Genomic DNA, 26,217 nt, shown 5'->3' with positions numbered 1-26,217 from the left:
TTATTTGCACTTAATAAAAAGGAGTGGAATTATGGATTTTATTGATTTGAGAAGCGATACTGTCACATTACCTACCGAAGAAATGAGGAAAGCTATGTGTGAGGCTGAAGTTGGAGACGATGTTTATGAAGAAGATCCGACCATAAAAAAGTTAGAGGAATTGGCGGCTGATATATTAGGAAAAGAAGCAGCTCTTTTTGTTCCAAGTGGAACATTTGGAAATCAATTAGCTTTATTCACACATTGTAATAAAGGTGATGAGGTAATATTAGGTGACGATTGTCATATTGTTCAACATGAAGCTGGAGCTGCTGCAATCATCGCAGGTGTTCAATTACGTACAATTAAATCAAATAAAGGCATGCTTCCTCCAGAAGAAATAGAAAGAAGTATAAGAAAGGTTGAAGATATACATTTTCCTAAAACCGGATTAATTGCATTAGAAAATGCTCATTCTAATGGAAGAGCCATACAGTTAGAAAATTTCGAAAAAATAAAAACAATAGCTGATAAATATAATATTCCTATACATTTAGATGGTGCAAGATTATTCAATGCTGCTATATCATTAAACGTTGAACCGCAAAAAATAGCTTCATATGCAGATTCTATTAACATCTGCCTTTCAAAGGGGTTGTGCGCTCCTGTTGGCTCTTTACTTGTTGGAAGTTATGATTTTATAAAAAATGCTAAAAGAAATAGAAAAATTATGGGCGGTGGACTAAGACAGGCAGGAATATTAGCAGCTGCAGGAATAATTGCTTTAAATAAAATGCGTTTTAGATTAAATGAAGACCATGAAAAGGCTAAATATTTGGCTCATAAACTTTCTAAACTTGGTTTTATTGATATTGTCGAAGATGTTGATATTAATATGGTGTTTTTTAAAATAAATAAGAATTTTAATGATAATGAGTTTATATTATATATGAAAGACAATGGTATAAAAATAAATCCACCAGAAGAAAACATATACAGGTTTGTTACTCATTACTGGATAAAAAAAGAGGATATCGATAAAACAATAAAAAATATAGAAAAATATTTTTATCATAGTAAATAACTATAGTTTTTGTATAAGGGGGATATGGGGTGAAATACTCAAAAGTGAATAGCGCATATGTTTCAGGTTTTGAAGTAAAACCTATTATTGTGGAAGTTGATATAAATTCAAAAGCAACACAACAAATCTTTAAGATAGTCGGCATGCCAAATACAGCAATTTTAGAAAGTCAAAAAAGAGTATATAGTGCTATAAGAAATTCAGGATTTAAATTCCCAAACGGGAATGTAACCGTAAATCTTGCACCAAGTAATATTAAAAAACACGGAACACATTTTGATTTGCCAATAGCGATATCTATATTATTGGCTTCAAAACAATTAAATTTTAATATTGATAATTATTATATATTTGGTGAAATTGGGTTAAACGGTGAAATCAGAGGAATACCAGGAATAACATTATTGTTACTGGATATATCCCATAAAAATAAAAATGCCCGGTTTATAATTCCAAAAGAAAATGAAGAAGAATCTTTGTTTATAGAAAAAAATACAGTTTATATAATTAATAAATTAACTGATATAATTCATATATTCGATCCAGAAAAATCTGAAAATTATAAAGCTTCTCCTAAAAATACATATTATGAAAAGAATGATGAACAACTTGATTTTTCAGAAATAAAAGGGCAATTTTTTGCAAAAAGAGGAGCTGAAATAGCCGCAGCTGGATTTCATAACTTATTAATGAAGGGAAGCCCAGGATCTGGTAAAACAATGATTGCACGAAGAATTCCTACTATTTTACCTGAAATGACAAAAGATGAAATAATAGAATCAACAAAAATCTATTCTATATATGGTTATCTAAATAAGGTAATAAAAAAACGTCCTTTCCGCTCTCCACACCATTCTGCATCTGCTGTTTCAATAATTGGTGGTGGTGCCGATTCAAAACCCGGAGAGGTTAGCCTGGCAAATAATGGTGTTTTATTCTTAGATGAATTTCCTGAATTCAGAACTGATGTAATTGAAGCTCTCAGACAACCTATGGAAGATGGAATTGTTACGATTTCCAGAGCAAAATTAATTGCTACATATCCCGCAAAATTTATGTTAATCGCAGCACAAAATCCATGTCCTTGTGGATATTATGGTGACCCAGAGCACGAATGCACATGCACATTAAACCAAATTAATAATTATAATAGAAAAATATCAGGTCCAGTTTATGATAGAATCGATATCAGAATAAAGATCGAACGTGTTAAAATAGATGATATTTTCAGCAATATAAATGAAGAAAGTTCAGCAACTATACGCGAAAGAGTAAGAAAAGCAAGTTATATACAAATAAAAAGACAGGGAAAACTAAATGGAAAACTTACCCAAAAGGAAGTAAAAAAAATTATTAAGCTCGATGAAAGTGTTGAAAGTTTTTTAAAAACTGGCGCGAAAAAATTTAAAATGACCGGTAGAGGAATTAATAGAATATTAAAGGTTGCTCGAACAATAGCCGATTTGAAAGGAAGCAATAAAATAAAAATTGAAGATATAGCAGAGGCCTTTCAATTCAGGGGGGATTAAAATTTATAAAAATTCATATGGAGATATGTTTTTCAAAATAAAAGATAAATTAGAATTTATAGAGATACTCGATTCCATAATTAAAATACCTAAAAGAGATGTTTACTTCTTTTCCGAAGTAGAAAGTGATTTTTATTATATGAATAATATAGGAACTTTATATGTTTTAGAAATAGAAAATGAAAAAAGCAAAGAAAAAACTTTCAAAAATTTTTTTCCAGATAATAGTCTTATATATTCAATTTTAAAATTATCAAAAAAATCCTTAATTCCATTTACTATATGGGATTTGGTAAATTTTTATAAAAATGGATATAAAATCCGCTATTTAAAGGAATATAATAAGATTCTGGCATTTTACATATTAAAAAACAATGTTGTAGATTTTGTTTTTTTTGAAAATGAAAATATAAATTTAATTACTCAAACTTTAAAAGATATTTCTTACTTTGTCAATAACTCATACGTTATAAACGTATATTCTAATCAAAAAAATTTTAAAATTTTATTATCAAACAAAAACACTATTGATATAAGAAATTTTTATATTTATAAATTAAATTCGCATGGTATCTATATTACAAATCCTCAAAAAAATGATTCAAAAAAAATAATTAATTTTTATGAAAAAGTTTTTTCAAATTCAACTACACTGGCAACTCAACTGAACGAATTTAATAAAACAGTTAAAGACTTTGAGGAAATCATCAGCTTATCAAAAAAATTGTTTGGATTGAGAATATTAGTTACAAAATTTACTGATAAAATAATAGGTAATGCTGATATTTATTGGAATATTCAAAGACAAAGATTAAAAAAAACTGCTAAATTAGGAATTAGTGTACTTGAAAGTTTTAGAAATATGGGTATAGCCACAACATTAATTAACAATCATATAACATGGTGTATAGAAAATCCCGATATACATAGACTCGAATTAGAAGTTTTTTCAAATAACATAAAAGCTATATCTTTATATAAAAAATTAGGTTTTATTGAAGAAGGACGACGTAAAGAAGCTGTTTATATTGATTCTAAATATTTCGATATTATAATGATGGGTTATATAACAGAACCAATTTTTTTGTTTTAAAGTTTGTGAATTATTTATATTTTTAATGTTTTATATTAATCTTTTATTAAATTAAAAGTAGTATAGTTGAGCTTTTTTTACACAAAATTAATCCTTTCTTTTCCTATCCGTTATATTTCACATATCAAATTAAATCATAATATTATATAATCTATGTGAAGATTTCTTCATTAAATTTTTTTGTTTTTCTTTTTGTGAAATTGTGAAAAAAATATCTTATTTGGATAATATTTGTCTAAATTGAATATTTTATATAATTTGTGAAAAAAATATCTATTTATTTAATATATATAATTTTTGTATATAAGAATAAATCCATAACGAGGAGGGAATGCAATGTCTGTAGAACTTGAGAACAAATTTAGAGAAGTAGAAGAATATATTGATTCATTAAACCTCGAGAACAAAGATAAAGTAACAAAAAGAAGTTATTTAATTCATGTTTTGCACAAAGCTCAGGAAATAATTGGTTATCTTCCGATTGAAATTCAAAAAATAATAGCAAAAAAACTGGATGTTCACGCATCTGATGTATATGGTGTTGTAACATTTTATAATTTTTTCAGTATGAAACCAAAAGGCAAATATCCTATTAATGTATGCTTAGGTACTGCATGTTATGTTAGAGGTTCGGGTGACATTCTTGAAGAGTTTAAAAAACAACTTGGCATAATAGAAAATGAAACCACAGAAGATGGTATATTTAGTATCCATGCAGTTAGGTGTGTAGGCGCGTGTGGACTAGCTCCAGTAGTAATGATTGGTGATGAGGTTCATGGAAGATTAACAACAAAAGATGTAAAAAGATTAATAAAGGAATATAGAAATAGAGATAAATAAGGAGGGGATCCTATGCCAAAAATAAAAAGCTTAGAAGATTTATTAAAGCAAAAAGAAGAAGCTAAAAGTAAATTATCTTTAAGAAAAATAGCTGATAAAGATGACATTATAACTCTTAAAGTTGCAATGGGAACATGTGGAATTGCAGCAGGAGCTAAAACAACATTTGAAAAATTACTTGAAACTATTGAAGAAAAAAATTTGGATAATATAAGAGTTATACAGACAGGATGTATGGGATACTGTCATGCTGAACCTACAGTAGAAGTTAACGAACCAGGAAAAGAACCTATATTATATGGAAAAATTACTGGTGATAGAGCTAAAGAATTGATAGAAAAACATATTTTAAATGGTGAATTATTGCAGGACTCAATCATAGGGGAAACTCACAAATCAATTAATGAATAAGGAGGGAATAAAAATGTCATCATATAAATATCACGTTTTGATATGTGGTGGTACAGGCTGTACCTCTTCCAAAAGTGAGTTAATAAAAGATAATTTAGAAAAATTAGTTAAAGAAAAAGGCTTGGAAAATGATGTTCAAATAGTTAGAACTGGATGTTTTGGATTCTGTGAACAGGGACCAATAGTGAAATTTTTACCTGATAATACTTTCTATGTAAGAGTTACCCCAGAAGATGCTGAAGAATTAGTAAATGAACATATTATAAAAGGTAGAAAGGTTGAAAGATTATTATATGTTGAACCAACAGAACATGAAAGAATAGATGAATCAAAGAAAATGCCATTTTATAAAAAACAAATAAGAGTTGCTTTAAGAAATGCAGGATTAATCGATCCTGATGATATAGATGAATATATAGCTAATGATGGATATCAGGCATTGGCTAAAGCTTTATCTATGTCACCTGAAAAAGTTGTTGAAGAAGTTAGAGAATCAGGATTAAGAGGTAGAGGCGGCGGCGGATTTCCGACAGGTTTGAAATGGGGATTTGCTCAAAAAGCTAAAGGAGATATTAAATATGTTGTATGTAATGCCGACGAAGGGGATCCTGGAGCATTTATGGATAGATCCGTTCTTGAAGGAGATCCGCATTCAGTTATCGAAGGTATGGCTATTGCAGCTTATGCTATAGGCGCCAATCAGGGATATGTTTATATAAGAGCTGAATATCCGTTAGCTGTTAAACGATTAGAAAATGCTATAAAGCAGGCAAAAGACTATGGATTATTAGGAGAAAATATATTTGGGACAAACTTTTCATTTGATTTAGAAATAAGACTTGGGGCTGGAGCTTTTGTTTGTGGAGAAGAAACAGCTTTATTAGCTTCTATTGAAGGATATAGAGGAGAACCAAGAACAAAACCTCCTTTTCCTGCAAATAAAGGATTATGGGGAAAACCTACAATTATAAATAATGTTGAAACATTTGCCAATATAGCTCCAATATTATTAAAAGGGGCAAAATGGTTTAGAAGTTTAGGTACAGAAAAATCTCCAGGAACTAAAGTATTTGCATTAGCTGGTAAAATAAATAATGTTGGACTTGTAGAAGTTCCTATGGGAACTACTTTAAGAGAAGTTATATTTGATATAGGTGGTGGAATTAGAGAAAATAAAAAGTTTAAAGCTGTTCAAACTGGTGGGCCATCAGGAGGATGTATTCCAGCAGCATATTTAGATACGCCTATAGATTTTGATACATTAACAGCATTAGGCTCAATGATGGGATCAGGCGGAATGATTGTTATGGACGAAAATACATGTATGCCTGATGTTGCAAAATTTTATCTAGAATTTTCAGTGGAAGAATCATGTGGAAAATGTACTCCATGTAGAATTGGAAATGTCAGATTATTAGAAGTATTAGATAAAATCACATCTGGAAGAGCTACTATGGAAGATCTTGAAAGAATGAGAATTCTTGGAGAAACAATTAAAGATTCTGCCCTTTGCGGTTTAGGACAAACATCACCAAATCCAATTTTATCAACACTTCATTACTTTAAAGATGAATATGAAGCTCATGTTCTTGATAAAACCTGTCCAGCTGGTGTATGTAAAAACTTAATTACATATGTTATAGATAAAGAAAAATGTGTCGGTTGTACTGCTTGTGCAAGAGTTTGTCCTGTTGAAGCTATTAGTGGGTCTATTAAAAATCCTCATGAAATAGATCAGGAAAAATGTATCAAATGTGGCGCTTGTTATGCAACATGTAGATTTGGCGCTATAGAAAAGATATAGGAAGGAGGAAAAAATATGCCAAAAATTACTATAAATTGTAAGGAAGTTGAAGTACCTGAAAATTATACAGTTTTAGATGCTGTTAAATCTGTTGGTGGATATGTTCCGACATTATGTTATATGAAATTAGATGATATAGGAATTGAAAACAAACCTGCTTCATGTAGGGTATGTATGGTTGAAGTAGAAGGAAGACGAAATTTAGCTCCAGCATGTGCTACTCCAGTTGCAGAAGGTATGATTGTAAAAACTCATTCAAGGAGAGCTATACAAGCAAGAAGAACTGCACTTCAACTATTATTATCTGACCATCCACAAGACTGTTTAAAATGTCCAAAAAATGGCGAATGTGAATTACAGGATTTAGCAGCTGAATTAAATATTCATAATAATCCATATATGGGTAAAATGTCTTTACATAAAAAGGATATTTCAGCAGCAATAATCAGAGATCCAAATAAATGTGTAATGTGTAGACGATGTGAAACTATGTGTAATGAATTCCAGACTGTCGGCGTTCTATCTGCTGTAAACAGAGGTTTTGATGCTGTTGTTAAACCAACCTTTGACTGGAATCTCGAAAATACTGCTTGTACATTCTGCGGTCAATGTGTAGCCGTATGTCCGACAGGTGCTTTAGTTGAAAGATCATATATTGATCAGGTATGGGATGTTTTAGAAGATCCAAAGAAACATGTTGTTGTTCAAACAGCCCCAGCAGTTAGAGTTGCTATTGCTGAGGAATTTGGTCATGAACCAGGTACAATATCTACTGGAAAATTAGTTTCTGCTTTAAGAGTTTTAGGTTTTGATAAAGTATTTGACACTAATTTTTCTGCTGATTTAACAATAATGGAAGAAGCTACTGAATTTATTCAAAGATTAGAAAATGGCGGATACATGCCAATGTTAACAAGCTGTTGTCCTGGTTGGGTTAAATTTTTAGAACATCAATTCCCTGAATTATTGGAAATGCCATCAACCGCTAAATCTCCTCAACAGATGTTTGGAGCAGTTGCAAAAACATATTATGCCCAAAAAGCAGGAATCAATCCAGAAGATATTGTTGTAGTATCAATAATGCCATGTTTGGCTAAAAAATATGAAGCAAATAGAGATGAATTAAGAGATTCAGGATATCAGGATGTTGATTTTGTAATAACTACAAGAGAATTAGCAGATATGATCAGGGAATCAGGTATAAACTTTAATAATTTACCAGATGGCGAATATGATAATCCTTTAGGTGAATCAACCGGTGCAGCTGATATCTTTGGTAGAACTGGTGGTGTTGCAGAAGCTGCTTTAAGAACAGCTTATGAATTTATTACAGGTGAAGAATTAAAAGATGTAGACTTTGTTGGATTGAGAGGTTACGAAGGTGTAAGAATTGCAGAAATCGATATTAAAGGAAAGATAATTAGAGTTGGTGTTGCACATGGCTTAGGAAATGTAAGGAAATTGTTGGAAGATATAAGGGAAGGAAAAGTCGAGGTTCATTTGATTGAAGTAATGGCATGTCCTGGTGGTTGTGTTGGAGGTGGAGGACAACCTTATCATCACGGAGATTTCAATGTTATAAAAAGAAGAATTGAAGCTATTAACAAAATAGATAAGGATAAACCTATAAGAAAATCACATGAAAATCCTTCTATAAAGAAAATTTATGACGAATTTTTAGGAAAACCAAATAGTGAAAAAGCACATCATTTATTACATACTGAATATTTTGAAAGAGAATGGTTATGATATAATAAAAGCGGGGATTTTCCCCGCTTTTATTATAAAAATTTAAATTTTCTATTGTATTTAGGAGGTGCAAAATGTATACATATGGATTGATATTAATTGCAAATAATGAAGAAGAAGCTTACAATTTAGCTTCAAAATATGCAAGAAGATATGGAAATCATAATGTTTCTTCATGTATTAACTATTTAAATGAAAAAAAATTATTCGAAGACACAGTAAATGATTTAATTTCTATGTATAAAAGTTTAAAAGAAGCGTCAGAAAATATGATAAAAAGATTTGAAGGAAAAGTTCCTGAAGATGATTATATTTTAAATCAATTAAAAGATAATTTAAAAAGATTTGAAAACGGGAAATATGCTTATCCTGAAGAATGGAAACTGGTATTTCATGATGGCAATGATTTTGAACATATTGATAATTATAAAATATTTGAAAATATTAAAAATCATCACCAAATAAAAAATTTATATTTATTAATAATTGATATATTTTAAGATTAATATATTCTAAGATGGCTTTTGCCATCTTTTTTATTTTGCTTTTTAGAAAAAAGTTTCAAAAGTTGACTTAGCTTGAAATCTGAGATATAATATTAATATATGTTTCATTTTTTTTTGAATTTAAGGAGGGATAGAATGAAAAAAGCATTTTTTTTTATAGGTATTTTTTTCTTAGTATTTTTGCTTTATGGTTGCATGGATTTAAACAATGAAAAAACATATTATATTGAAGGGTATTTTAAAGATGATTGGGGAGATGGTCAATTACATCCGTGGAGTGGAGAATTTGTAATACTTGCTTTAGATTCAAGTAATAAAATAAAAGGTTATGATATTGCTAATGATCAAGAACCAAAAAACGATTACTTCAAAATAGAAAATCTTCTTGAAGGAAATTATATTTTAAAGGTATATACAGATGCCAATAATAATATTGATAAAAATGATTTAGAATCATTATTAAATAACACACCAGATGCAATAAAACATATTAATTTAACGAATAATGCAATTATCACCATTCTTTTTGGTGAAAATGATTAAGGGGGGGAAATATGCCGGAATTTGCAAATCCATTTTCAGGATTAAAAAGTGGTAGAAAATTAACGGATGAAGAATTAGTCAGAGCTATTCGCTATATGGTTGCTGCAGAATATGAAGCAATACAATTATATATGCAATTAGCTGAGTCTACAAATAATGAATTAGCAAAAGAAGTATTGGTTGATATCGCTAATGAAGAAAGAGTTCATGCAGGAGAATTTTTAAGATTATTAAAAGAGTTGGATCCTGAAGAAGAAAAATTTTATAATGAGGGTGCTAAAGAAGTAGAAGAGGAAATTGAAAAGTTTAAATCAAAATAATAATAAACCGGTATCTTAAGATACCGGTTTATTATTTGAAAATATAATTGTTTATGTTATAATATCTTCGTTATTTTTAATAATTCGGAGGGATACAATGAAAGAAAATATATATGTTATAGGACATAAAAAACCTGATACAGATAGTATTGTTGCTTCTATTTCTTACGCTTATTTAAAAAATAAGATCGATAATAAATATATATATATACCTTATAGACTTGGAAATCTTAATCCGGAAAGCAAATATGTCTTGAATTTTTTTAATGTTGAACCACCAAAAATCTTAAAACATGTATATATACAGGCAAAAGATGTTATGATAAAGGAGGTTATATCAGCCTATAAGGAATCTACTATTTATGAAGTTGGAAATAAAATGCTTGATAATCAGATAAAAAGTATTCCAATTGTTGATAAAGAAAATAAACTAATTGGACTTTTAACAGAAAGAGAATTAGCAAAAAATTTTTTACATGAAATACAAAATTTCACACTTGAAAAAAATCCTCCAAAAGTAAAGGATATTATAAAAACAATGAATGGAAAATTAATTACTGGAGATGAAAATAAAAAATTAAAAGGGTGTCCAACAATTGGTGCAATGACAGCTGAAGAAGTACAACGTTATGTAAAAAAAGATGATGTATTGATTACAGGAAATAGAAAAGATGTACAAAAAATTGCTCTTGAAAAAAAAGTAAGCTGTTTGATAATAACAGGAAATTTTTTTCCAGATTCAGATATAGTTGAACTGGCAAAAAAACAAAATACTCCAATTGTTGTTTCACCTCATCCCACATATATTACAGGAAGATTATTAAGATTAAGTACTCATGTTGAGAGAATAATGGAAAAAAACCCGCTTACAGTACTTCCAGACGAATTGCTACAAGATTTTGAAGAAGAATTGATGCAGGATAAAAAAGGTGTTGCGATAGTTATAGATAATGAGGATACAGTAAAAGGAATAATAACAAGACATGATTTAATTAAACCCAAAAATAAAAAGGTAATTCTTGTTGATCATTCAGAAAAATCTCAAACTGTAGAAGGAATAAAAGAAGCAGAAATTTTAGAAATTATAGATCATCATAGATTAGGAGGATTGGAAACAGGTCTTCCAATTACTGCCCATATTAGACCTGTAGGTAGTACCAATACGATAATATGGGACTTATATAAAAAAAATAAAATTTCCCCTCCATCTGAAATTGCCGGTTTAATGTTATCTGCCATATTATCAGATACTATGATATTAAAATCTCCTACTACAACATATGAAGATAAACAAACAGTTGAAGAAATTTCTAAGATGTTAAATATAGATCCAATTGAATATGGAATCAATATGTATAAAGCTAAAACAAATTTAAAAGGTTTTTCGGAAAAAGATATTTTAACCCTAGATTTAAAAGAAACACGAATATCAAGAGGTAAAATTGCAGTATCTCAAATTGAAGTTATAGATCCCCATCAAATTCTTTTAGAAAAAGAAAAAATTCTTAAATCAATGGAAAAATATGCAAAAGAAAAAAACTATGTTTTATTTTTATTTTTATTAACAGATGTGCTTAAAGAAGGGTCTTATATTTTTTCCGCAGGACAATACAAATTAGCGGAAAAAATATTTAAAATTAAATTCGATAATAAAATAGCTTTTTTAAATGGAATAGTATCAAGAAAAAAGCAAGTCATGCCTTTAATTTTCAGGAATTTATAACAAAAACAATACAGATAAAAATTATCTGTATTTAAAGTATTGTAAAAAAACCATTAAAGAGCGCTTTTTGCGCTCTTTTCATTTTTTCTTGATTATAGCTAGATAATATGTTTTATATTGGATTATTGTTATTTATATTCGATAATCTTTATTTTTATAATAAGTTTTTTTGTATTATAATAATATTAGAATTTTCTAATATTCTTTTTCTTTTAATTTTTATACGGGAGATGATATTATTGGACGAATGTAAATTAATTTCTAATATTTTTAAATCTCTATCTCACCCTGTAAGGCTAAGGATAATCAAACTTTTGAATGTAAAAAAATTATCTGTTTTAGAAATTAGCGAAAAACTTCAAACTAGTCAATCAAGTATTTCTCAACACCTTAAAATTCTGGAAGAGTCAGGAATTATTTCAAAAGAAAAAAAAGGAAATATAGTTTTTTGTAAATTAAAACATACTTTGGTTTTGGAACTTTTATCCGATGTAAAAAGAATAATTTCACAAGAACTTAAAGAAGCTAATAATATAATAAAGAAAGCATAATTTGGCTATTTTGTGAACAAAAATAATTTATCAAATTTAAAGATTTTTTTCACAAATTTTAAAAAGGAGGGAGTATTTTGAAAAAGTATATTTCAACTTTTTTAACCCTGTGGATAATCTGGATAGCCTTAACAGGATTTTCGCTTCCAGAAATTCTTACGGGTTTATTAGTTTCTCTGGTATTATCTGGAATTATAGCAAACATAGTTGATTACTCTTTTAATTTTTCCATTGTACCAAAATTATTCGTATTTGTTTTTATCTATGTTCCTGTTTTTATTATGGAAATGATAAAAGCGAATTTTGATGTTGCTGCAAGAGTATTGAATCCATCTTTACCATTAAATCCAGGATTCGTGAAGGTACCAACTAAATTGAAAGGTAATGTTGGAAAATTAACGCTGGCAAATTCTATTACATTAACTCCAGGTACTCTTTCGGTTGATGCTGATAAAGATTATATTTATATTCATTGGATCGATGTTAAAGGCGAATCTCCCGAAGAATATCAAAAATATGTCTCAGGAAAATTTGAGAAAATTTTGGGAGGGATTTATAAATGAATAGTTTAATAGGAATTTTAATTGCTATTGGTGCATTTTTCTCTATTTTAAGATTAATTCAGGGCCCCACAACACCAGATAGGGTTGTTGCTGTTGATACATTAAACGTTATAATAACAGGTTCTATTGTGTTTTTATCCTATATTTTCAAGAGTGAATTATATCTTGATATTGCTTTAGTTTATGGGGCATTATCTTTTCTTGAAACTGTTATTATCGCCCGTTATTTGGAGGGGAAAAAATGACTATAATTGGATATGTATTTATGATAATAGGTGCTCTTTTTTATGTTTTGGGTGGCTTAGGGTTATACAGAATGCCTGATGTTTATAACAGGCTTCAAGCAGCAACTAAAGCTACTACGTTAGGAACATTTTCTTTAGTTTTAGGTGTTGGAATTGCCCAACCACAATGGTTTATAAAAACATTATTAATCGTAGTTTTTTTAACAATTACTAATCCAGTTGGTAGTTCTGTTTTAGCTAAGGCTTCTTATATTTATGGCGCAAAACCATTTAAATTAATAAAAAATGATTTAGATGAACTCTACAAAAGTAGAGGTGATAAAAATGCAAATAATTGAAATTTTAGTAGGTATTACATTATTAATTTTTGCTTTTTTAGCTATAGAATCAAAAAAAATAATTAACTCTGTAATTTATTTATCAATATTAAGTATGTTATCAGTAGTATCTTTTATATTTATGAAAGCTCCAGATGTTGCTATTACAGAGGCAGTAATAGGTTCAGGTTTAGTAACAGCTATATTCATATTTACCCTTTTTTCTATAAAAAAGGTTGGTGATAAAAAATGATGAAAAAGGTTATTGCTGCATTAATAGTATTGGTTTTAGGAATTTTTATTTTTACAAATCTTTATTCAACAGGTGAAGGTAAATTATTTCCAAAATTTGGTGAAGTAAATTTAACTGAAAGAGTATCAAATAGTTTTGTAAATAAAAATGTTAGTGAAAATTCAGGTGAAATAAAATTTAAGGAAACAAAAGATGCAGAAAGCGGTTCGGCTAATATGGTAACTTCAATTGTTGTAAATTACAGGTCATTTGATACATTAGGTGAAGTTACAGTGTTATTTGTTTCTGCTTTAGGTGTTGGATTGTTATTAAGCGGTAACACAAGAATGAAATTTAAAACACCACCAAACTTTATTTTAAAAGCTGCAGTAAGAATAATTTCAGGAATCATTTTAATAACAGGTGTTTATATATTCATTCATGGTCATTTAACTCCAGGTGGAGGATTTCCAGGTGGTTCTATGATTGCTTCGGCAGTATTATTGTTCTACATATCTGATGATGAATTTAAAACAAAAGTAAAAGCATTTAAAGTACTAGAAGGAACAGCTGGAAGTTTATATTTAATATTCGGTCTTTTAGGAATATCATTGGGTGGATATTTCTTATACAATTTCTTACCTACAGGTACAGTCGGAGAATTATTCAGCGCAGGTATAGTTCCAATTATTTACATTTTTGTGGGATTAAAAGTAGGATCTGAGCTTTCAAACTTGATCTCAGATTTTCTCTCAGAGGAGGGGAAATAAATGATACAATATTTATTTATAGGTTTAATATTAATAGGTATATATGGTCTTTTAACTCAAAAGAACTTAATTAAAATTGTTGTGGCATTAAATGTTTTGGAAGTTGGAGTAAATTTATTTATTATATCTATTGGATATGTTAAAGATGGAATTGCTCCTATTCTATTTAATGGTGTAAAAACAAATAATAATTTGTTTGTTGATCCTTTACCTCAAGCTCTTGTTCTTACAGCTATTGTTATAGGTGTTGGAGTTACAGCGTTAGCACTAACAGTTGTAAGAAAAATTTATGAAAAATATGAAACATTAGAATTGGACGAGATGGGGAGTGAAAGCAATGATTAATCCTGTTTTATTAATAGTAATCCCATTACTATTTGCCTTTTTATCTGTTATTTTCAAAAAAGCTGATAAAACTCTTTTATTAGCTGCAGTTGCATTTAATGTTTTTGGAGCTCTTGTTATTCAGGAAGGTAATATTATCATTGGTGGTTGGAAACCTCCATTTGGTATAAATCTTGTTGTTGATCAATATTCGATATTTGGATTAATGATATTAAATATTGCTTTTGCCTTATCTGTTATTACATCATTAGCTTCAGTAAAAAAATATTCAACTGTATTATTGGTTTCACTGGCTTCGTTAAATGGAATGATGTTAACTGGAGATTTGTTTAATTTATTCGTATTTTTAGAAATTGCATCAATTTCAGCATATATAATGTCAACGATGACAAAAAGTTTTAAAGGAACCTTTAACTACATAATTTTAGGAGCTCTTGGTTCAAATCTTTATTTATTGGGAATTATTATTCTTTATGCAACGACTGGAACATTAAACATGGCTGATATGGCTTCAAAAATTAGCTTTGTAAATAGTAACGTATTATTATTAGCAGTAACATTTATATTTGCTGGATTTGCAGTAGAAACTAAAATAATGCCGTTCAACGGATGGGTAAAAATGGTATATGGAAATGTTAATGATTTAAATGGTGGAATTTTTGCTTCTGCATATGCAACAGCTGCTATTATGATGTTTGGAAGAATGTTTACAAATATATTTGTAGTAGATGGAACATTGAAAACATTATTACTAACAATTACAGCGTTAACTTTTGTATTTGGAGAAATTGCAGCTTTTTCACAAAAAAATATAAGAAGTATTCTCGCATTTTCTAGTATAGGACAAGCCGGGTTAATAACAACATTGTTCTTAACAGGTATTACTGGTGGAGCAATGATGCAGGTTGCAAATAATGCTTTTGCTAAATTATTAATGTTTACAATTGCTGGTGCAATGTATGTATACACTGGTACTGATAATATTGAAAAACTGCAGGGATTATTCAAAAAACATAAATTAATAGGATTAGGTTTTTCAATAGCAGCACTTTCTTTGGTTGGATTGCCATTATTCTATGGTTTTTATGTAAAAATATTTACATTAACAAATCTATTCAAATTAAATAATTTCTGGATTCCTGCATTAATCTTATTTGCAAGTTTAATTGAAGGTATTTATTTCATTAGAATGTTAGTTAAATTATGGAATCCAGGAGAAGAAGGAAAAGAATCAAAAGATGTATATACAACAAAACTTTCTTTGGAAAATTCATTTGCTTATGCTGCTTTAGCGATTGCAGTTGGATTATTCATAATTTACATTAGTTTCAATCCAGAATTTATAACACAGGGTATAAGCAATTACCTTTCCAATATACCGGGAGGGATGTGAAATGGCTTTAAATACTTTAATTCTATTCATACTATTAGGTGCATTTATTACATACGCTATCAGCAAATTTAATGATAAAGCTGGTGCATGGTTAACTGTTATTGTTTCATTAATAGCATTATTTAGTATATACATGTTAAAAGATTCTAATAGCGAAATATTTAATCTATTTGACTATGGTATGTATTCTTTGAACTTAGTTACATCAAATTATGCATGGTTTTTCTCGATAGTGATGGTAATTGTTTATTCAATGGTAGCTTTCTTTAACCCATATTGGATGGAAAAACTAATACACCCTGCTGCATACAACTTATTCTATGTACTGTCTTTGGGCGGAACGATTGGTGTATTTTATGCAAAAGACTTTTTAACATTATTTATTTTCTGGGAATTAGTAGTTTGGTCATCAATGTTTATTATCCCACTTGGAAAATCTAGAAAAGCTTCCGTTGTTTATTATGGAATAAGTACTGTAGGATCATTTACAATGTTATATGCTATTTTAATGTTGAATGTAAAATATGGAACATTTGAAATAAATACAGTTATTCGAAAAATGACAGAAGATCCTAATTTTGCAATTTTCTTCTTCTTCTTGATTGTAATTGCTGGTTTAACAAAATTAGGTATATTTCCATTCCATACATGGTTGCCTATTGCCCATGGTAATGCACCACATACATTTTCACCTGTATTATCAGGCGGTCTTGTAAAAATGGGTGGATTTATAGCCTTTTTGATGACAGCAGTATTACCAACATCAAAAGTATTTGCAAATCATTTAAATATATTGAATAATCCGTACGAAAATTATATATTAATGATACTTGGTGCCATCAGTATTATTATCGGAACATTAATGGCAATAAAACAGGATGATGCAAAAAAACTTATTGCTTACTCCACTGTAAGTAATAGTGGTTATATTTTAATAGGTTTAGCAATGGTTGATCAAACAGGATTTGCAGGTGGAATGATGCATGTATTTAATCATGCAATGGCATCAGCTGCTATGTTTTTATCTTTTGCCGCAATAGCTTATAGGACGGGGACAACAAAAATATCGGAATTAGGCGGATTAATAAAGAAGATGCCTGTTACATTTGCAGTATATTTAATTGCTATTATTTCTTTAGCAGGAATACCTCCAATGAGTGGATTTGCATCAAAGTGGTTGATATATCAAGGATTAATTAGAAAAGGGAATATGTTTATAGCATTTGCAACATTCTTTGGAAGTGTTGGGTCTTTTATGTATGTTTTTAGACCGTTAGCTGGTGCATTTCTTGGTCAATTATCTCCAAAACATGAAGAGGTAAAAGAAGTTCCATTTTTAATGCAATTACCAATGTTAATAATTTCAGGTTTAACTATATTATATGGTGTATATCCAGGATTAATGTTAAAATATATCGCTAAAATTCAAGAAACAGTTGGTTTAAAAGCTATTGGTGTTGAAGGATTTAAAATATTTACTCCTAATGGAATGTGGGATTCATGGACAGTTACTTTAGTATTTACTATTGGTTTTATTATTGCAACAATATTATATTTTATATTACCAAAATCAAAATCAGTTGGTTTAATGGATACTTATACAAGTGGTGAATTTATATATGATCCTGATAAATATCATTACTCGTCAAATTATTATGCCCCATTTGAAAGATTATATAAAAATCATCCTTCAGTTGAAAAATTCTATGATGTTATCGCTTTAAGAACACGAGAATTTGGATATTTAATAAAAACGTGGTTCTTTAATGAAAATCCTACATTTACGGTGTTTTGGATTTCTATTGTAATTACTGTTATATTTATGTGGGGTGATAAAATATGAATACTTTTTTCTTAGGTTTAGCTTTATTACTATTAGCCTTTTTCTGGCAAATTACTTTATCTGGTATCCAGAGAAAAGTAGTTGCAAGAATTCATAGAAGAGTTGGATCTCCATGGTATCAAAATTTTATAGATATATTTAAAGCATGGAGTAAGAGTTCAATTTCTCATGGGTTTATATATGATTTTGGCGTATTGATGGCTTTAGGTGGCACAATTGCTACATTAATTTTTGTTCCTGCTGGTGATTTGGTTGTATTCAAAAATTTGGATAACTTTTTTGTTATAGTCTATTTGTTAGCTGTTGGTTCTCTTGGAATGGCAATGAGTGCAGTTGGTTCAGGAAACCCTTGGGCAAGCATAGGGGTTATGAGAGCTTTAACTCAAATGTTAGGATATGAATTACCTTATATTATGGCTGTATTTGGAATAATTTATGCAAATAAAACCGCATCCATTTCAGCAATAGCTGTAGCACAACAAGGTATGGGAATATTAAGCTGGAATATGTTTAGAATGCCATTAGGTACTATTGTAGGTTTTATTACTTTAATGGGAATGCTAGGAAAAAAACCTTTTGATACTCCTATAGCTCCTGCAGAAATTGCATCAGGTCCTTTAGTAGAATATGGTGGAAAACATTTAGGTATGCTTATATTGCAACATGAATTTGCAACATTTGTCGAAATAGGATTATTTGTAAATTTATTTTTAGGTGGCGGAACAATAGTAACATTTTTAATAAAATATTTTATTGTTTATATGTTAGCAACAATAATCTCTACTGTTGTTGCAAGATTTAAAATAGATCAATTAGTAGTATTCTATTATAAAGTACCTCTTGCTTTAGCTTTTATTCAAACGGCAATTATAATATTCACCGGTTTGGGGGTGAGCATATGGCTTTAAATGATAACGAAAAAATTAATGAAATAGATGTGAATGAATTAGATTGTAGAGATACTTTAACTTTCTGGGAAAAATTTGGAAATATTTTTAGAAGCAAATCTATTTGGATGTTGCATTACTGTACTGGTTGTGGCGCCATGGAATTACCTCCAACAATGACATCAAGATTTGATATGGAAAGAATTGGTATGGCGCCAATGGCCACACCAAGACAGGCAGATGTATTATTGGTTACTGGTTATTTGAGTGTAAAAACTTTAAGAAGGGTTATATATACTTATGAGCAAATGCAAAATCCAAAATATTTAGTTGGTTTTGGTTCATGTACATTAAATGGTGGAGTTTATTATGATTCATATGCAGTAATTTCAAGATTGGATTATTACCTACCAGTTGATTTATACATTGCAGGATGTATGCCAAGACCCGAAGCAGTAATGAGTGGATTTAAAAAATTAATGGATATGATTAAAAAAGGTGAAGCATTGGGCTGGAAAAGGTATCAAAAATATTATGACTGGTACAAAAATAACCAGATTCGCGCCCTTGGGGAGGTGTATGTGAAAGATGAATTCCATGAATAATATTATTGAAAATATAAAATCAAAATTCAATCCAGAAAATGTAGAAATAATTAAAAAAAATCAAATTGTTATTGATTTAAAAAATGAAGAATTGCACTCTGTATTAGCCTATTTAAAATCACTGGGGTGGAAACAATTAACTTTACTTACATGTATTGATTGGATAAAAGAAAGTAAATTTCAATTGGTATATATATTGATGAATTGGGAAAATTCTATCACATTACAAGTAAGAACAAAAATAGATAGAAATAATCCTAAATTTAGAACAATTGTAAATATTTACCCTGGTGCTGAATTCTATGAAAGAGATGTACATGAATTTTTTGGTGTTGAATTTGAAGGAAATAAAAATGCTGATAAACCTTTATTCCTCGAATTATGGGATGATATACCACCATTAAGAAAAGATTTTGATCCTTTAGCATATTCTAAAAGAAAATTTGATGTTAGAGAATATAAAGTGGATTTTATTCCGAAAGAAGGTGAAGCAAAATGAAACGACAGGTAAAACTATTTTTAGGTCCAAATCATCCAGGTATGCATGGAAATTTTAGCGTTCATCTTTATGTTGACGGCGATATTGTAGAAAAAGCACGTCCTGTACCTGGAATGCTTCATCGAGGATTTGAAAAATTAATGGAAAGACGATTATGGATGAATAACCTTGCTTTAATACCAAGAATTTGTGTTCCAGAACCTGATATTAATGAAATGGTTTATGCTATGGGTGTAGAAACGCTGGCAAATGTTGAAGTTCCAGAAAGAGCACATTGGATAAGAATGATTATTTTAGAATTAGCAAGAATAGCAAATCATTTAATGGCAATGGGTGGAATAGGTGGCCCTACTGGTTTATATACTGGTCCAAATTGGGCTATAGCAGATAGAGATTTAATTCTTGATATTTTTGAAGAAATAACCGGTGCAAGAATTTATCATATGTATATTGTTCCCGGTGGAGTAAGAAAGGATTTGCCGAATGGAATTGAAAAGAAAATTGAAAATTTTCTTGATTATCTTGAAAAAAGATTACCAGAATATGATGATTTATTGCTTAAAAATCCTATGGTTCAGGCAAGGACAAAAGATAATATTATTTTAACAGAAGAAGTATGTTGGGAACTTGGAGTAACTGGTATAGGGCTAAGATCATCATCTGGAAAACCATATGATATTAGAAAAATAGATCCTTATGCAAGATATAATGAAGTTGAATTTGAAGTTCCAACAGCAACATATTCTGATGCATATACAAGATTAACCATAAAATATAAGGAAATTCAACAAAGCATTAAAATTTTAAGACAGGTACTGGATAAAATGCCTAAAGAGGGTAAAGTAAGAGTTAGTTTTTCAAGAGGTAGTGCTTTGAGATGGAGGGTTCCAAAAGGTCAGGTTTTTTCACATATTGAATGTGCTCGTGGTGAATATGGGTATTATATTGTATCTGATGGAAAAGAAAAACCTTACAGAATCGCTGTAAGAGGTGCTTCTTATCCTCAAGGACTTCTTGGCATAGAAAAATATTTACCTGGAACAAGAATTGATGATGTAGCTATTTGGTTGGATACTATGGGGGTATGTGCTCCTGAAATTGATAGATAGTTAAATTGATTAAAAATATAATCGCTTAGAGCGAATTACCACCGGAGGTGAGTGCATGTCTGAAATAAATAAAAGTTTTTTTTCTCCAGCAAAAGCCTGGAAATATTTAACAAAAAAACCTGTTACTATTCCTTTAGATGATATAATAAAGAATCCAAGGGAAGCTGCAGATAATTATAGAGGATTTCATACAAATGATTGGGAAAAGTGCATTGGTTGTGGTACATGTTCAAAAATTTGTCCTGCAGAAGCAATAAATATGATAAAAATTTCAGAACTTCCTGATGAGGAAGGGTCTAAACCTGAAAGACCTGCATTTGATTACGGAAGATGTACTTTTTGTGGATTATGCGTTGATATATGTACTACAGGTTCATTAAATATGTCAAAAGAATATGTTCATTTATCAAGTGATCCAAATTCATTTTTCTTCTTACCCAAAGAAGATGGTATTCATCATATTAAAGTTGAAAAAGCTTATCAAAGAACAGATGATTCTGAATTACTTGATTTAGAAAGAGTTCCTATGGAAATTCTTGATGCAGAAACAAGAAAGAAAACATTTCTTGAAGTTGTAAAAGGGTTTTCAAAACAACAAGCAATTGAAGAAGCTGCAAGATGTGTTGATTGTGGCATATGTACCAAAACATGTCCAGCTCACATGGATATTCCTGACTATATTAAAACTGTATATGATGATAATGTAGAAGAAGGTCTAAGATGGTTATATAAAACAAATCCATTACCTTTAGTTTGTGGTAAAATGTGTACTCACAGATGCGAAACTGCCTGTACAATAGGCCATAGAGGCGAAGCAGTCTCTATTAGATGGTTAAAAAGATATATAGTTGATCAAATACCAGCTGAAGAGTATCATGAAGTTTTAAAACATGAACAACAAATAATTAAAAAGTTAGATAAGAAAGTGGCCATAGTTGGAGGAGGTCCTGCAGGTTTATCCGCAGCCTATTATTTGATATTAATGGGATATAAAGTTACCGTATTTGAAGCAGAAAAGAGACCTGGTGGTGTATTAAATTATGGAGGTCCTACATATAGATTACCTTTAGAATCTTTTGAAAAAGATTGGAAATATATTGAATCATTAGGAGTTGAATTTAAGCTAAATACAAAAGTTGGAGTAGATGTCACCCTTGAAGAATTAAAAGATAATTATGATGCTGTATTTTTATCTTCTGGATTTACACTTGGAAGAACCACAGGTGTTCCTGGTACAGACCATCCAATGGTAAAACAGGCTATGGTTGTATTAAAAGAAATGAAATACTATATTGTAGGTGATGGTCCAAAACCATATATTCCAAAAAAATTGGTCGTTATTGGTGGCGGTAATGTGGCTATGGATGTTGCAAGAACTATGGTTAGATTGCAAAATATAGAATATGGAAAGTCCGAAGTTCATGTAGTAAGTCTGGAAAGAACATTAGAAGAAATGCCTGCAGATTGGGATGAAATTGAAGAAGGCGGAGAAGAAGGTGTAATTTTCCATCCAGGTTGGGGACCAATAGAAATAATAACAGATGGAGATAAAGTTAAAAAAGTCAGATTTAAAAAGGTCTTATCAATATTTGATGAAAATAGAAGATTTAACCCAAAATATGATGAATCGCAGATTCTTGAATTAGATGCAGATTTAGTCGTTGAGTCAATTGGGCAAATGCCAGACTATTCATACTTGCCAGAGGAAATAAAAGAAAAAGTTGAAATAGTAAGAGGAAGACTCAAAACTGATGAATATAACCATGTTATAGGTGTTCCGTGGTTATTTGCAGGTGGAGATATAGTTCACGGTCCTGATATTATACACGGTGTTGCCGATGGACATAGGGCTGCTCAAGGTATTGATTTTTATTTAACTGGATATGACAAAGATAAAAAATAAATAGTGTGACAAAAAAATCCCCGGAATATTAAAAATCCGGGGATTTGATTTTAAAATATATTAGTATTATTATGATATTAGGCTGTCTAAAAAGTCTCAAATGAAACGAAGGCTCGAAGATTGCCCTTAAAATTATGAATGTAAGCCGTCAAAATTACATGGAAGTAATTTTGAGCGAAACAATACACGATGTATTGTTTGAGCGACGGCTGAGAATGAATAATTTTAAGGATTAGCAATCGAGCTGCCTGAGTGAATTTGACTTTTTAGACATCGTATTATGATATAATTAAGAATCAAATAGAAAATACAGGATTGGAGGATTTTTTTTGATTGAAAATAATTTAATATATTTTTTAAAAAAAGAAAAACTATTATTTTTTTTAATTTTTCTTTTTATGGTCTTGATAATAATTACCAAACCGTCTTATGAAAAAATTCTAAATTTCATAGATTGGAATACTATATTTTTTTTATCTGGACTTTTGATAATTACTACATCTATGAAAAACAGTAATTACTTTTTTTATATTGCTGAACATTTATCCAATAAAATACATTCAAAAAGAATTCTTTCTATTTTTCTTGTATATATGTCTGCATTATTATCTATGATTTTAACGAATGATATTGCTTTATTTTTGATAATACCATTTACAATTGAATTGAAAAAAATAGTGAATTTTGATTTTCCCAGAGTTATTATTCTGGAAATTTTGAGCGTAAATATAGGTTCATCACTTACTCCCATCGGAAATCCGCAAAATATATTTCTATGGCATTATTTTGATATAAGTTTTATAGAATTTGTTGTTAAAATGATGCCAATTGTTTTCTTACAAATAGCTTTAATCACTATATTTTCTTTTTTTATGATTAGAGATGAGAAATTAGAAATACATCTAAAAGAAGAAACATATAATAAAAGAAAGTTTTACTTTTCTATTTTTTTACTAATTACTTTTATTATAATATCAAAAACTCATTTCCTTTTTCCATTTTTTATCCTTATATTTATTTATTATCTTATTTTTGACAAATTCAGTATTTATAAAACTGATTGGAACCTTATATTAGTTTTTATTTTGTTCTTTATAAATTTTGGAATTATTTCAGAAGTTGAGTTTATAAATTTTTTAATAGAAAAAATAAATTTAAATCAAAATTTGAATCTTTTTTCTTTTAGCGTTCTGCTATCGCAATTTATCAGTAATGTACCTGCTACAATTTTTATTTCAAATTTTTCAGATAACTGGAGGATAATAAGTTATGGAGTAAACATTGGCGGTATAGGTTTTATTTTAGGTTCTCTTGCTAATATAATTGGTCTAAGATTATCTAAAATAGATAAAGGGTTTAAAGAATTTCACAAAATTTCTATTCCGTTTTTTCTTATTATATTTCTTACAATATATTATATATTATCATAATACTGCATATTAAAAAAGCAAGATAAGCGAACACACCTCAGGTAATGTCTAATAATTAAAAATTATTATAATACAAAATTTCATTCAATTTCTTTCTTTCATATTTTGGTTTACTATCATCAGAATATCCTATTGGTAATATAACTTCAAGCTTATAATTTTTTGGAATGTTTACAAATTTAGAAACTTCATTAAAATTTGTTGGTGTATAAGTTACCGTTGACAATCCTTTTTCCTCTAAAGCCAGTAATAAATACCCTATTGAAAGCCATAATGACTCGCTGGCAAAAGGAGATTTAATATAAGAAAAGGATAATAATAAATATGGTGCTTGAGTTAAAAATTCTTTTTTCCAGGAAAAGCCTTTTTCTTCAAGCCATTTTCTTAAATTCCCTTTCGATTTTTCATAGAAAGCTTTTTCTCCCTTTTCACAAATTTCTCTAATTTTAGCTTTTTTATCTATTTCATCAATTAATAAAAATTTCCATGGTTGATCATTTTTGCCAGACGGCGCTTCTTTTGCAACATTTAAAGCATATTTAATATCCTCTAAAGACGGTATATCTGTTTTAAATTTTCTTACAGTTTTTCTTTTTTTCGCCAATTCATATATATTCATCTTATCTCCCCCCTACTTAAAATAAAAAACTAAATTTTTACCATTTGCACTTCATCAATTATCACTCCAATGAAATTATATTATAACATATTTCCTATATCTTTTCTATAATACATATTTTTAAATTTTATCTTTTGTAAAGATTTATATGCTTTTTCTCGTGCTTTTTTAATATTATCATCATATTCCACCACAGAAAGAACTCTTCCACCATCTGTTAAAAGTTTCCCATTTTTCAATGTTGTACCAGCATAAAAAATCTGAGAATTAGTATCAATTGTAATTTCAAATCCCTTTTCATAATTAAAAGGATAACCTTTTGATACTGCTACTACGCAGCAAGATATTTTATTCTTCCATTTTATGTCTATTTTATTTAATTCTTTATTATATGTTTTTTCAAATATTTCCATTAAATCGTTTTCAAGTAATGGTAATATAGCTTGAGTTTCTGGATCACCAAATCTTACGTTATATTCTAAAAGATAAGGTTCATTATTTTGAATAATTAGACCTATAAACAATATACCGTTATAATTTAATTTCTCTTCTTTTATTCCATTTATTGTAGGTTTTATAATCTTATTTTCTATTTTTTTCAATAAATCTTCATTTAATTTTGGATGGGGTGATATTGCACCCATGCCACCAGTATTTGGTCCTTTTTCTCTTTCGTATATTTTTTTATGATCCATAGCTGTTTGAAATAGTTTATAATTTTCACCATCAAATAACACAAATACAGACATCTCATAACCTTTCAAGTATTCTTCAATAACAACTTTTTTTCCTGCCTCAGAAAATATTCCATCAATCATAAAACTCTTAAGAGCAACTTTTGCTTCATTATAATCGTTTACTATAATGACTCCTTTACCCGCTGCAAGTCCATCAGCTTTTATTACCACTGGAAATTTCTTGTTTTTTAAATATAATAGAGCATTGTCAATATTATTAAAATCTTTATATTTCGCAGTTTGAATGTTATATTTTTTAGCAAATTTTTTAGCATATATTTTACTTCCTTCCAGTAAAGAAGCTCTTTTATCAGGACCTATAATTTTTAAATTTTCTTTTTGAAATTCATCAACAATGCCATCAATAAAATATTTTTCTGGTCCTACTATTGTAAAATCTATTTTATTATTTTTCACAAATTTAATTATTTCTTCAATTGAATCAATTTTTATATTTTCGCATTTATTTTCGATATTTGTCCCAACATTTCCGGGAATACAAAATATTTTTTCTATTTTTTCGCTTTTTGATAATTTCCACGCAATTGCATGCTCTCTTCCACCATTTCCAATTATAGCCACTCTCAT

General features: G+C 29.1%; 28 protein-coding genes. 26 read left to right on the top strand and 2 right to left on the bottom strand.

The features are described from left to right. The first annotated feature begins 31 nt into the window (after positions 1-31). From ltaE to X274_RS00275, 26 genes are all read left to right on the top strand, one after another. The gene (ltaE, locus tag X274_RS00400; protein ID WP_047264808.1) at positions 32-1,063 is read left to right on the top strand and encodes a low-specificity L-threonine aldolase; all 1,032 of its coding nucleotides are present in this window, start codon (positions 32-34) and stop codon (positions 1,061-1,063) included. A gap of 29 nt (positions 1,064-1,092) precedes the next feature. After that, complete coding sequence (locus tag X274_RS00395; RefSeq protein WP_047264807.1) at positions 1,093-2,592, top strand: YifB family Mg chelatase-like AAA ATPase; 1,500 nt, start codon at positions 1,093-1,095, stop codon at positions 2,590-2,592. Positions 2,593-2,617: 25 nt separating this feature from the next. After that, positions 2,618-3,685 (top strand): GNAT family N-acetyltransferase, encoded by a 1,068-nt coding sequence (locus X274_RS00390; RefSeq protein WP_047264806.1) that lies wholly within the window; start codon positions 2,618-2,620, stop codon positions 3,683-3,685. Between the two features lie 336 nt (positions 3,686-4,021). Beyond that, positions 4,022-4,525 carry an NADH-quinone oxidoreductase subunit NuoE family protein gene (locus X274_RS00385; protein ID WP_047264805.1) on the top strand — a complete coding sequence of 168 codons (504 nt, stop codon included), beginning with the start codon at positions 4,022-4,024 and terminating at the stop codon, positions 4,523-4,525. A gap of 12 nt (positions 4,526-4,537) precedes the next feature. Then, positions 4,538-4,936 carry a (2Fe-2S) ferredoxin domain-containing protein gene (locus X274_RS00380; RefSeq protein ID WP_047264804.1) on the top strand — a complete coding sequence of 133 codons (399 nt, stop codon included), beginning with the start codon at positions 4,538-4,540 and terminating at the stop codon, positions 4,934-4,936. Positions 4,937-4,949: 13 nt separating this feature from the next. Further along, positions 4,950-6,740, top strand: coding sequence for an NADH-quinone oxidoreductase subunit NuoF (gene nuoF, locus X274_RS00375; RefSeq protein ID WP_047264803.1), 1,791 nt, complete (start codon positions 4,950-4,952; stop codon positions 6,738-6,740). A gap of 15 nt (positions 6,741-6,755) precedes the next feature. Then, a complete protein-coding gene (locus X274_RS00370) occupies positions 6,756-8,489 on the top strand; it encodes an NADH-dependent [FeFe] hydrogenase, group A6 (RefSeq protein ID WP_047264802.1) in 1,734 nt (577 codons plus the stop codon). 74 nt (positions 8,490-8,563) lie between these two features. Next, positions 8,564-8,989 carry a hypothetical protein gene (locus X274_RS00365; RefSeq protein WP_047264801.1) on the top strand — a complete coding sequence of 142 codons (426 nt, stop codon included), beginning with the start codon at positions 8,564-8,566 and terminating at the stop codon, positions 8,987-8,989. Between the two features lie 141 nt (positions 8,990-9,130). After that, positions 9,131-9,538 (top strand): hypothetical protein, encoded by a 408-nt coding sequence (locus X274_RS00360; protein ID WP_047264800.1) that lies wholly within the window; start codon positions 9,131-9,133, stop codon positions 9,536-9,538. An 11-nt stretch (positions 9,539-9,549) separates the two neighbouring features. Next, positions 9,550-9,858: a ferritin family protein gene (locus tag X274_RS00355; protein WP_047264799.1), complete on the top strand. Its 309-nt coding sequence runs from the start codon at positions 9,550-9,552 to the stop codon at positions 9,856-9,858. 97 nt (positions 9,859-9,955) lie between these two features. Beyond that, positions 9,956-11,581 (top strand): putative manganese-dependent inorganic diphosphatase, encoded by a 1,626-nt coding sequence (locus X274_RS00350; RefSeq protein WP_047264798.1) that lies wholly within the window; start codon positions 9,956-9,958, stop codon positions 11,579-11,581. A gap of 239 nt (positions 11,582-11,820) precedes the next feature. Then, a complete protein-coding gene (locus tag X274_RS00345) occupies positions 11,821-12,132 on the top strand; it encodes an ArsR/SmtB family transcription factor (protein WP_052913093.1) in 312 nt (103 codons plus the stop codon). 77 nt (positions 12,133-12,209) lie between these two features. Further along, positions 12,210-12,695: a Na+/H+ antiporter subunit E gene (locus X274_RS00340; protein ID WP_052913092.1), complete on the top strand. Its 486-nt coding sequence runs from the start codon at positions 12,210-12,212 to the stop codon at positions 12,693-12,695. Further along, positions 12,692-12,940: a cation:proton antiporter gene (locus X274_RS00335; RefSeq protein WP_047264797.1), complete on the top strand. Its 249-nt coding sequence runs from the start codon at positions 12,692-12,694 to the stop codon at positions 12,938-12,940. The genes X274_RS00340 and X274_RS00335 overlap by 4 nt, the downstream gene beginning before the upstream one ends. Then, the gene (mnhG, locus tag X274_RS00330; protein ID WP_047264796.1) at positions 12,937-13,278 is read left to right on the top strand and encodes a monovalent cation/H(+) antiporter subunit G; all 342 of its coding nucleotides are present in this window, start codon (positions 12,937-12,939) and stop codon (positions 13,276-13,278) included. Before X274_RS00335 ends, mnhG begins: the two co-directional genes overlap by 4 nt. Further along, on the top strand, positions 13,265-13,510 hold the full coding sequence (locus X274_RS00325; protein WP_047264795.1) for a Na(+)/H(+) antiporter subunit B: 246 nt from the start codon (positions 13,265-13,267) through the stop codon (positions 13,508-13,510). The genes mnhG and X274_RS00325 overlap by 14 nt, the downstream gene beginning before the upstream one ends. Beyond that, complete coding sequence (locus tag X274_RS00320) at positions 13,510-14,259, top strand: Na(+)/H(+) antiporter subunit B (RefSeq protein WP_047264967.1); 750 nt, start codon at positions 13,510-13,512, stop codon at positions 14,257-14,259. The genes X274_RS00325 and X274_RS00320 overlap by 1 nt, the downstream gene beginning before the upstream one ends. After that, on the top strand, positions 14,260-14,604 hold the full coding sequence (locus X274_RS00315) for a sodium:proton antiporter (protein ID WP_047264794.1): 345 nt from the start codon (positions 14,260-14,262) through the stop codon (positions 14,602-14,604). Beyond that, entirely contained in the window at positions 14,597-15,997 is a 1,401-nt protein-coding gene (locus X274_RS00310) for a complex I subunit 5 family protein (RefSeq protein ID WP_047264793.1), read from the top strand. Before X274_RS00315 ends, X274_RS00310 begins: the two co-directional genes overlap by 8 nt. 1 nt (position 15,998) lies before the next feature. Beyond that, the gene (locus tag X274_RS00305; RefSeq protein WP_047264792.1) at positions 15,999-17,840 is read left to right on the top strand and encodes a proton-conducting transporter transmembrane domain-containing protein; all 1,842 of its coding nucleotides are present in this window, start codon (positions 15,999-16,001) and stop codon (positions 17,838-17,840) included. Continuing rightward, positions 17,837-18,748: a respiratory chain complex I subunit 1 family protein gene (locus tag X274_RS00300; protein ID WP_047264791.1), complete on the top strand. Its 912-nt coding sequence runs from the start codon at positions 17,837-17,839 to the stop codon at positions 18,746-18,748. The genes X274_RS00305 and X274_RS00300 overlap by 4 nt, the downstream gene beginning before the upstream one ends. Continuing rightward, a complete protein-coding gene (nuoB, locus tag X274_RS00295) occupies positions 18,739-19,332 on the top strand; it encodes an NADH-quinone oxidoreductase subunit NuoB (RefSeq protein WP_197073297.1) in 594 nt (197 codons plus the stop codon). Before X274_RS00300 ends, nuoB begins: the two co-directional genes overlap by 10 nt. Further along, entirely contained in the window at positions 19,316-19,831 is a 516-nt protein-coding gene (locus X274_RS00290) for an NADH-quinone oxidoreductase subunit C (protein ID WP_047264790.1), read from the top strand. The genes nuoB and X274_RS00290 overlap by 17 nt, the downstream gene beginning before the upstream one ends. Further along, a complete protein-coding gene (locus X274_RS00285; RefSeq protein ID WP_047264789.1) occupies positions 19,828-20,940 on the top strand; it encodes an NADH-quinone oxidoreductase subunit D in 1,113 nt (370 codons plus the stop codon). Before X274_RS00290 ends, X274_RS00285 begins: the two co-directional genes overlap by 4 nt. A gap of 55 nt (positions 20,941-20,995) precedes the next feature. Beyond that, positions 20,996-22,843 carry an FAD-dependent oxidoreductase gene (locus tag X274_RS00280; RefSeq protein ID WP_047264788.1) on the top strand — a complete coding sequence of 616 codons (1,848 nt, stop codon included), beginning with the start codon at positions 20,996-20,998 and terminating at the stop codon, positions 22,841-22,843. A 329-nt stretch (positions 22,844-23,172) separates the two neighbouring features. After that, positions 23,173-24,273: an SLC13 family permease gene (locus tag X274_RS00275; RefSeq protein WP_047264787.1), complete on the top strand. Its 1,101-nt coding sequence runs from the start codon at positions 23,173-23,175 to the stop codon at positions 24,271-24,273. Positions 24,274-24,328: 55 nt separating this feature from the next. Here X274_RS00275 and X274_RS00270 read toward each other — a convergent pair whose 3' ends face one another. Together X274_RS00270 and purD are read right to left on the bottom strand one after the other, a co-directional pair. Then, the gene (locus tag X274_RS00270) at positions 24,329-24,892 is read right to left on the bottom strand and encodes a nitroreductase family protein (protein WP_047264786.1); all 564 of its coding nucleotides are present in this window, start codon (positions 24,890-24,892) and stop codon (positions 24,329-24,331) included. Between the two features lie 80 nt (positions 24,893-24,972). Then, on the bottom strand, positions 24,973-26,217 hold the full coding sequence (purD, locus tag X274_RS00265) for a phosphoribosylamine--glycine ligase (RefSeq protein WP_047264785.1): 1,245 nt from the start codon (positions 26,215-26,217) through the stop codon (positions 24,973-24,975).

Source organism: Marinitoga sp. 1155 (genome assembly GCF_001021175.1).
In the GTDB taxonomy this organism is placed as follows: domain Bacteria; phylum Thermotogota; class Thermotogae; order Petrotogales; family Petrotogaceae; genus Marinitoga.
The sequence above is the reverse complement of the archived record's forward strand: the minus strand, read 5'-3'. Positions and strand labels throughout refer to the sequence as shown.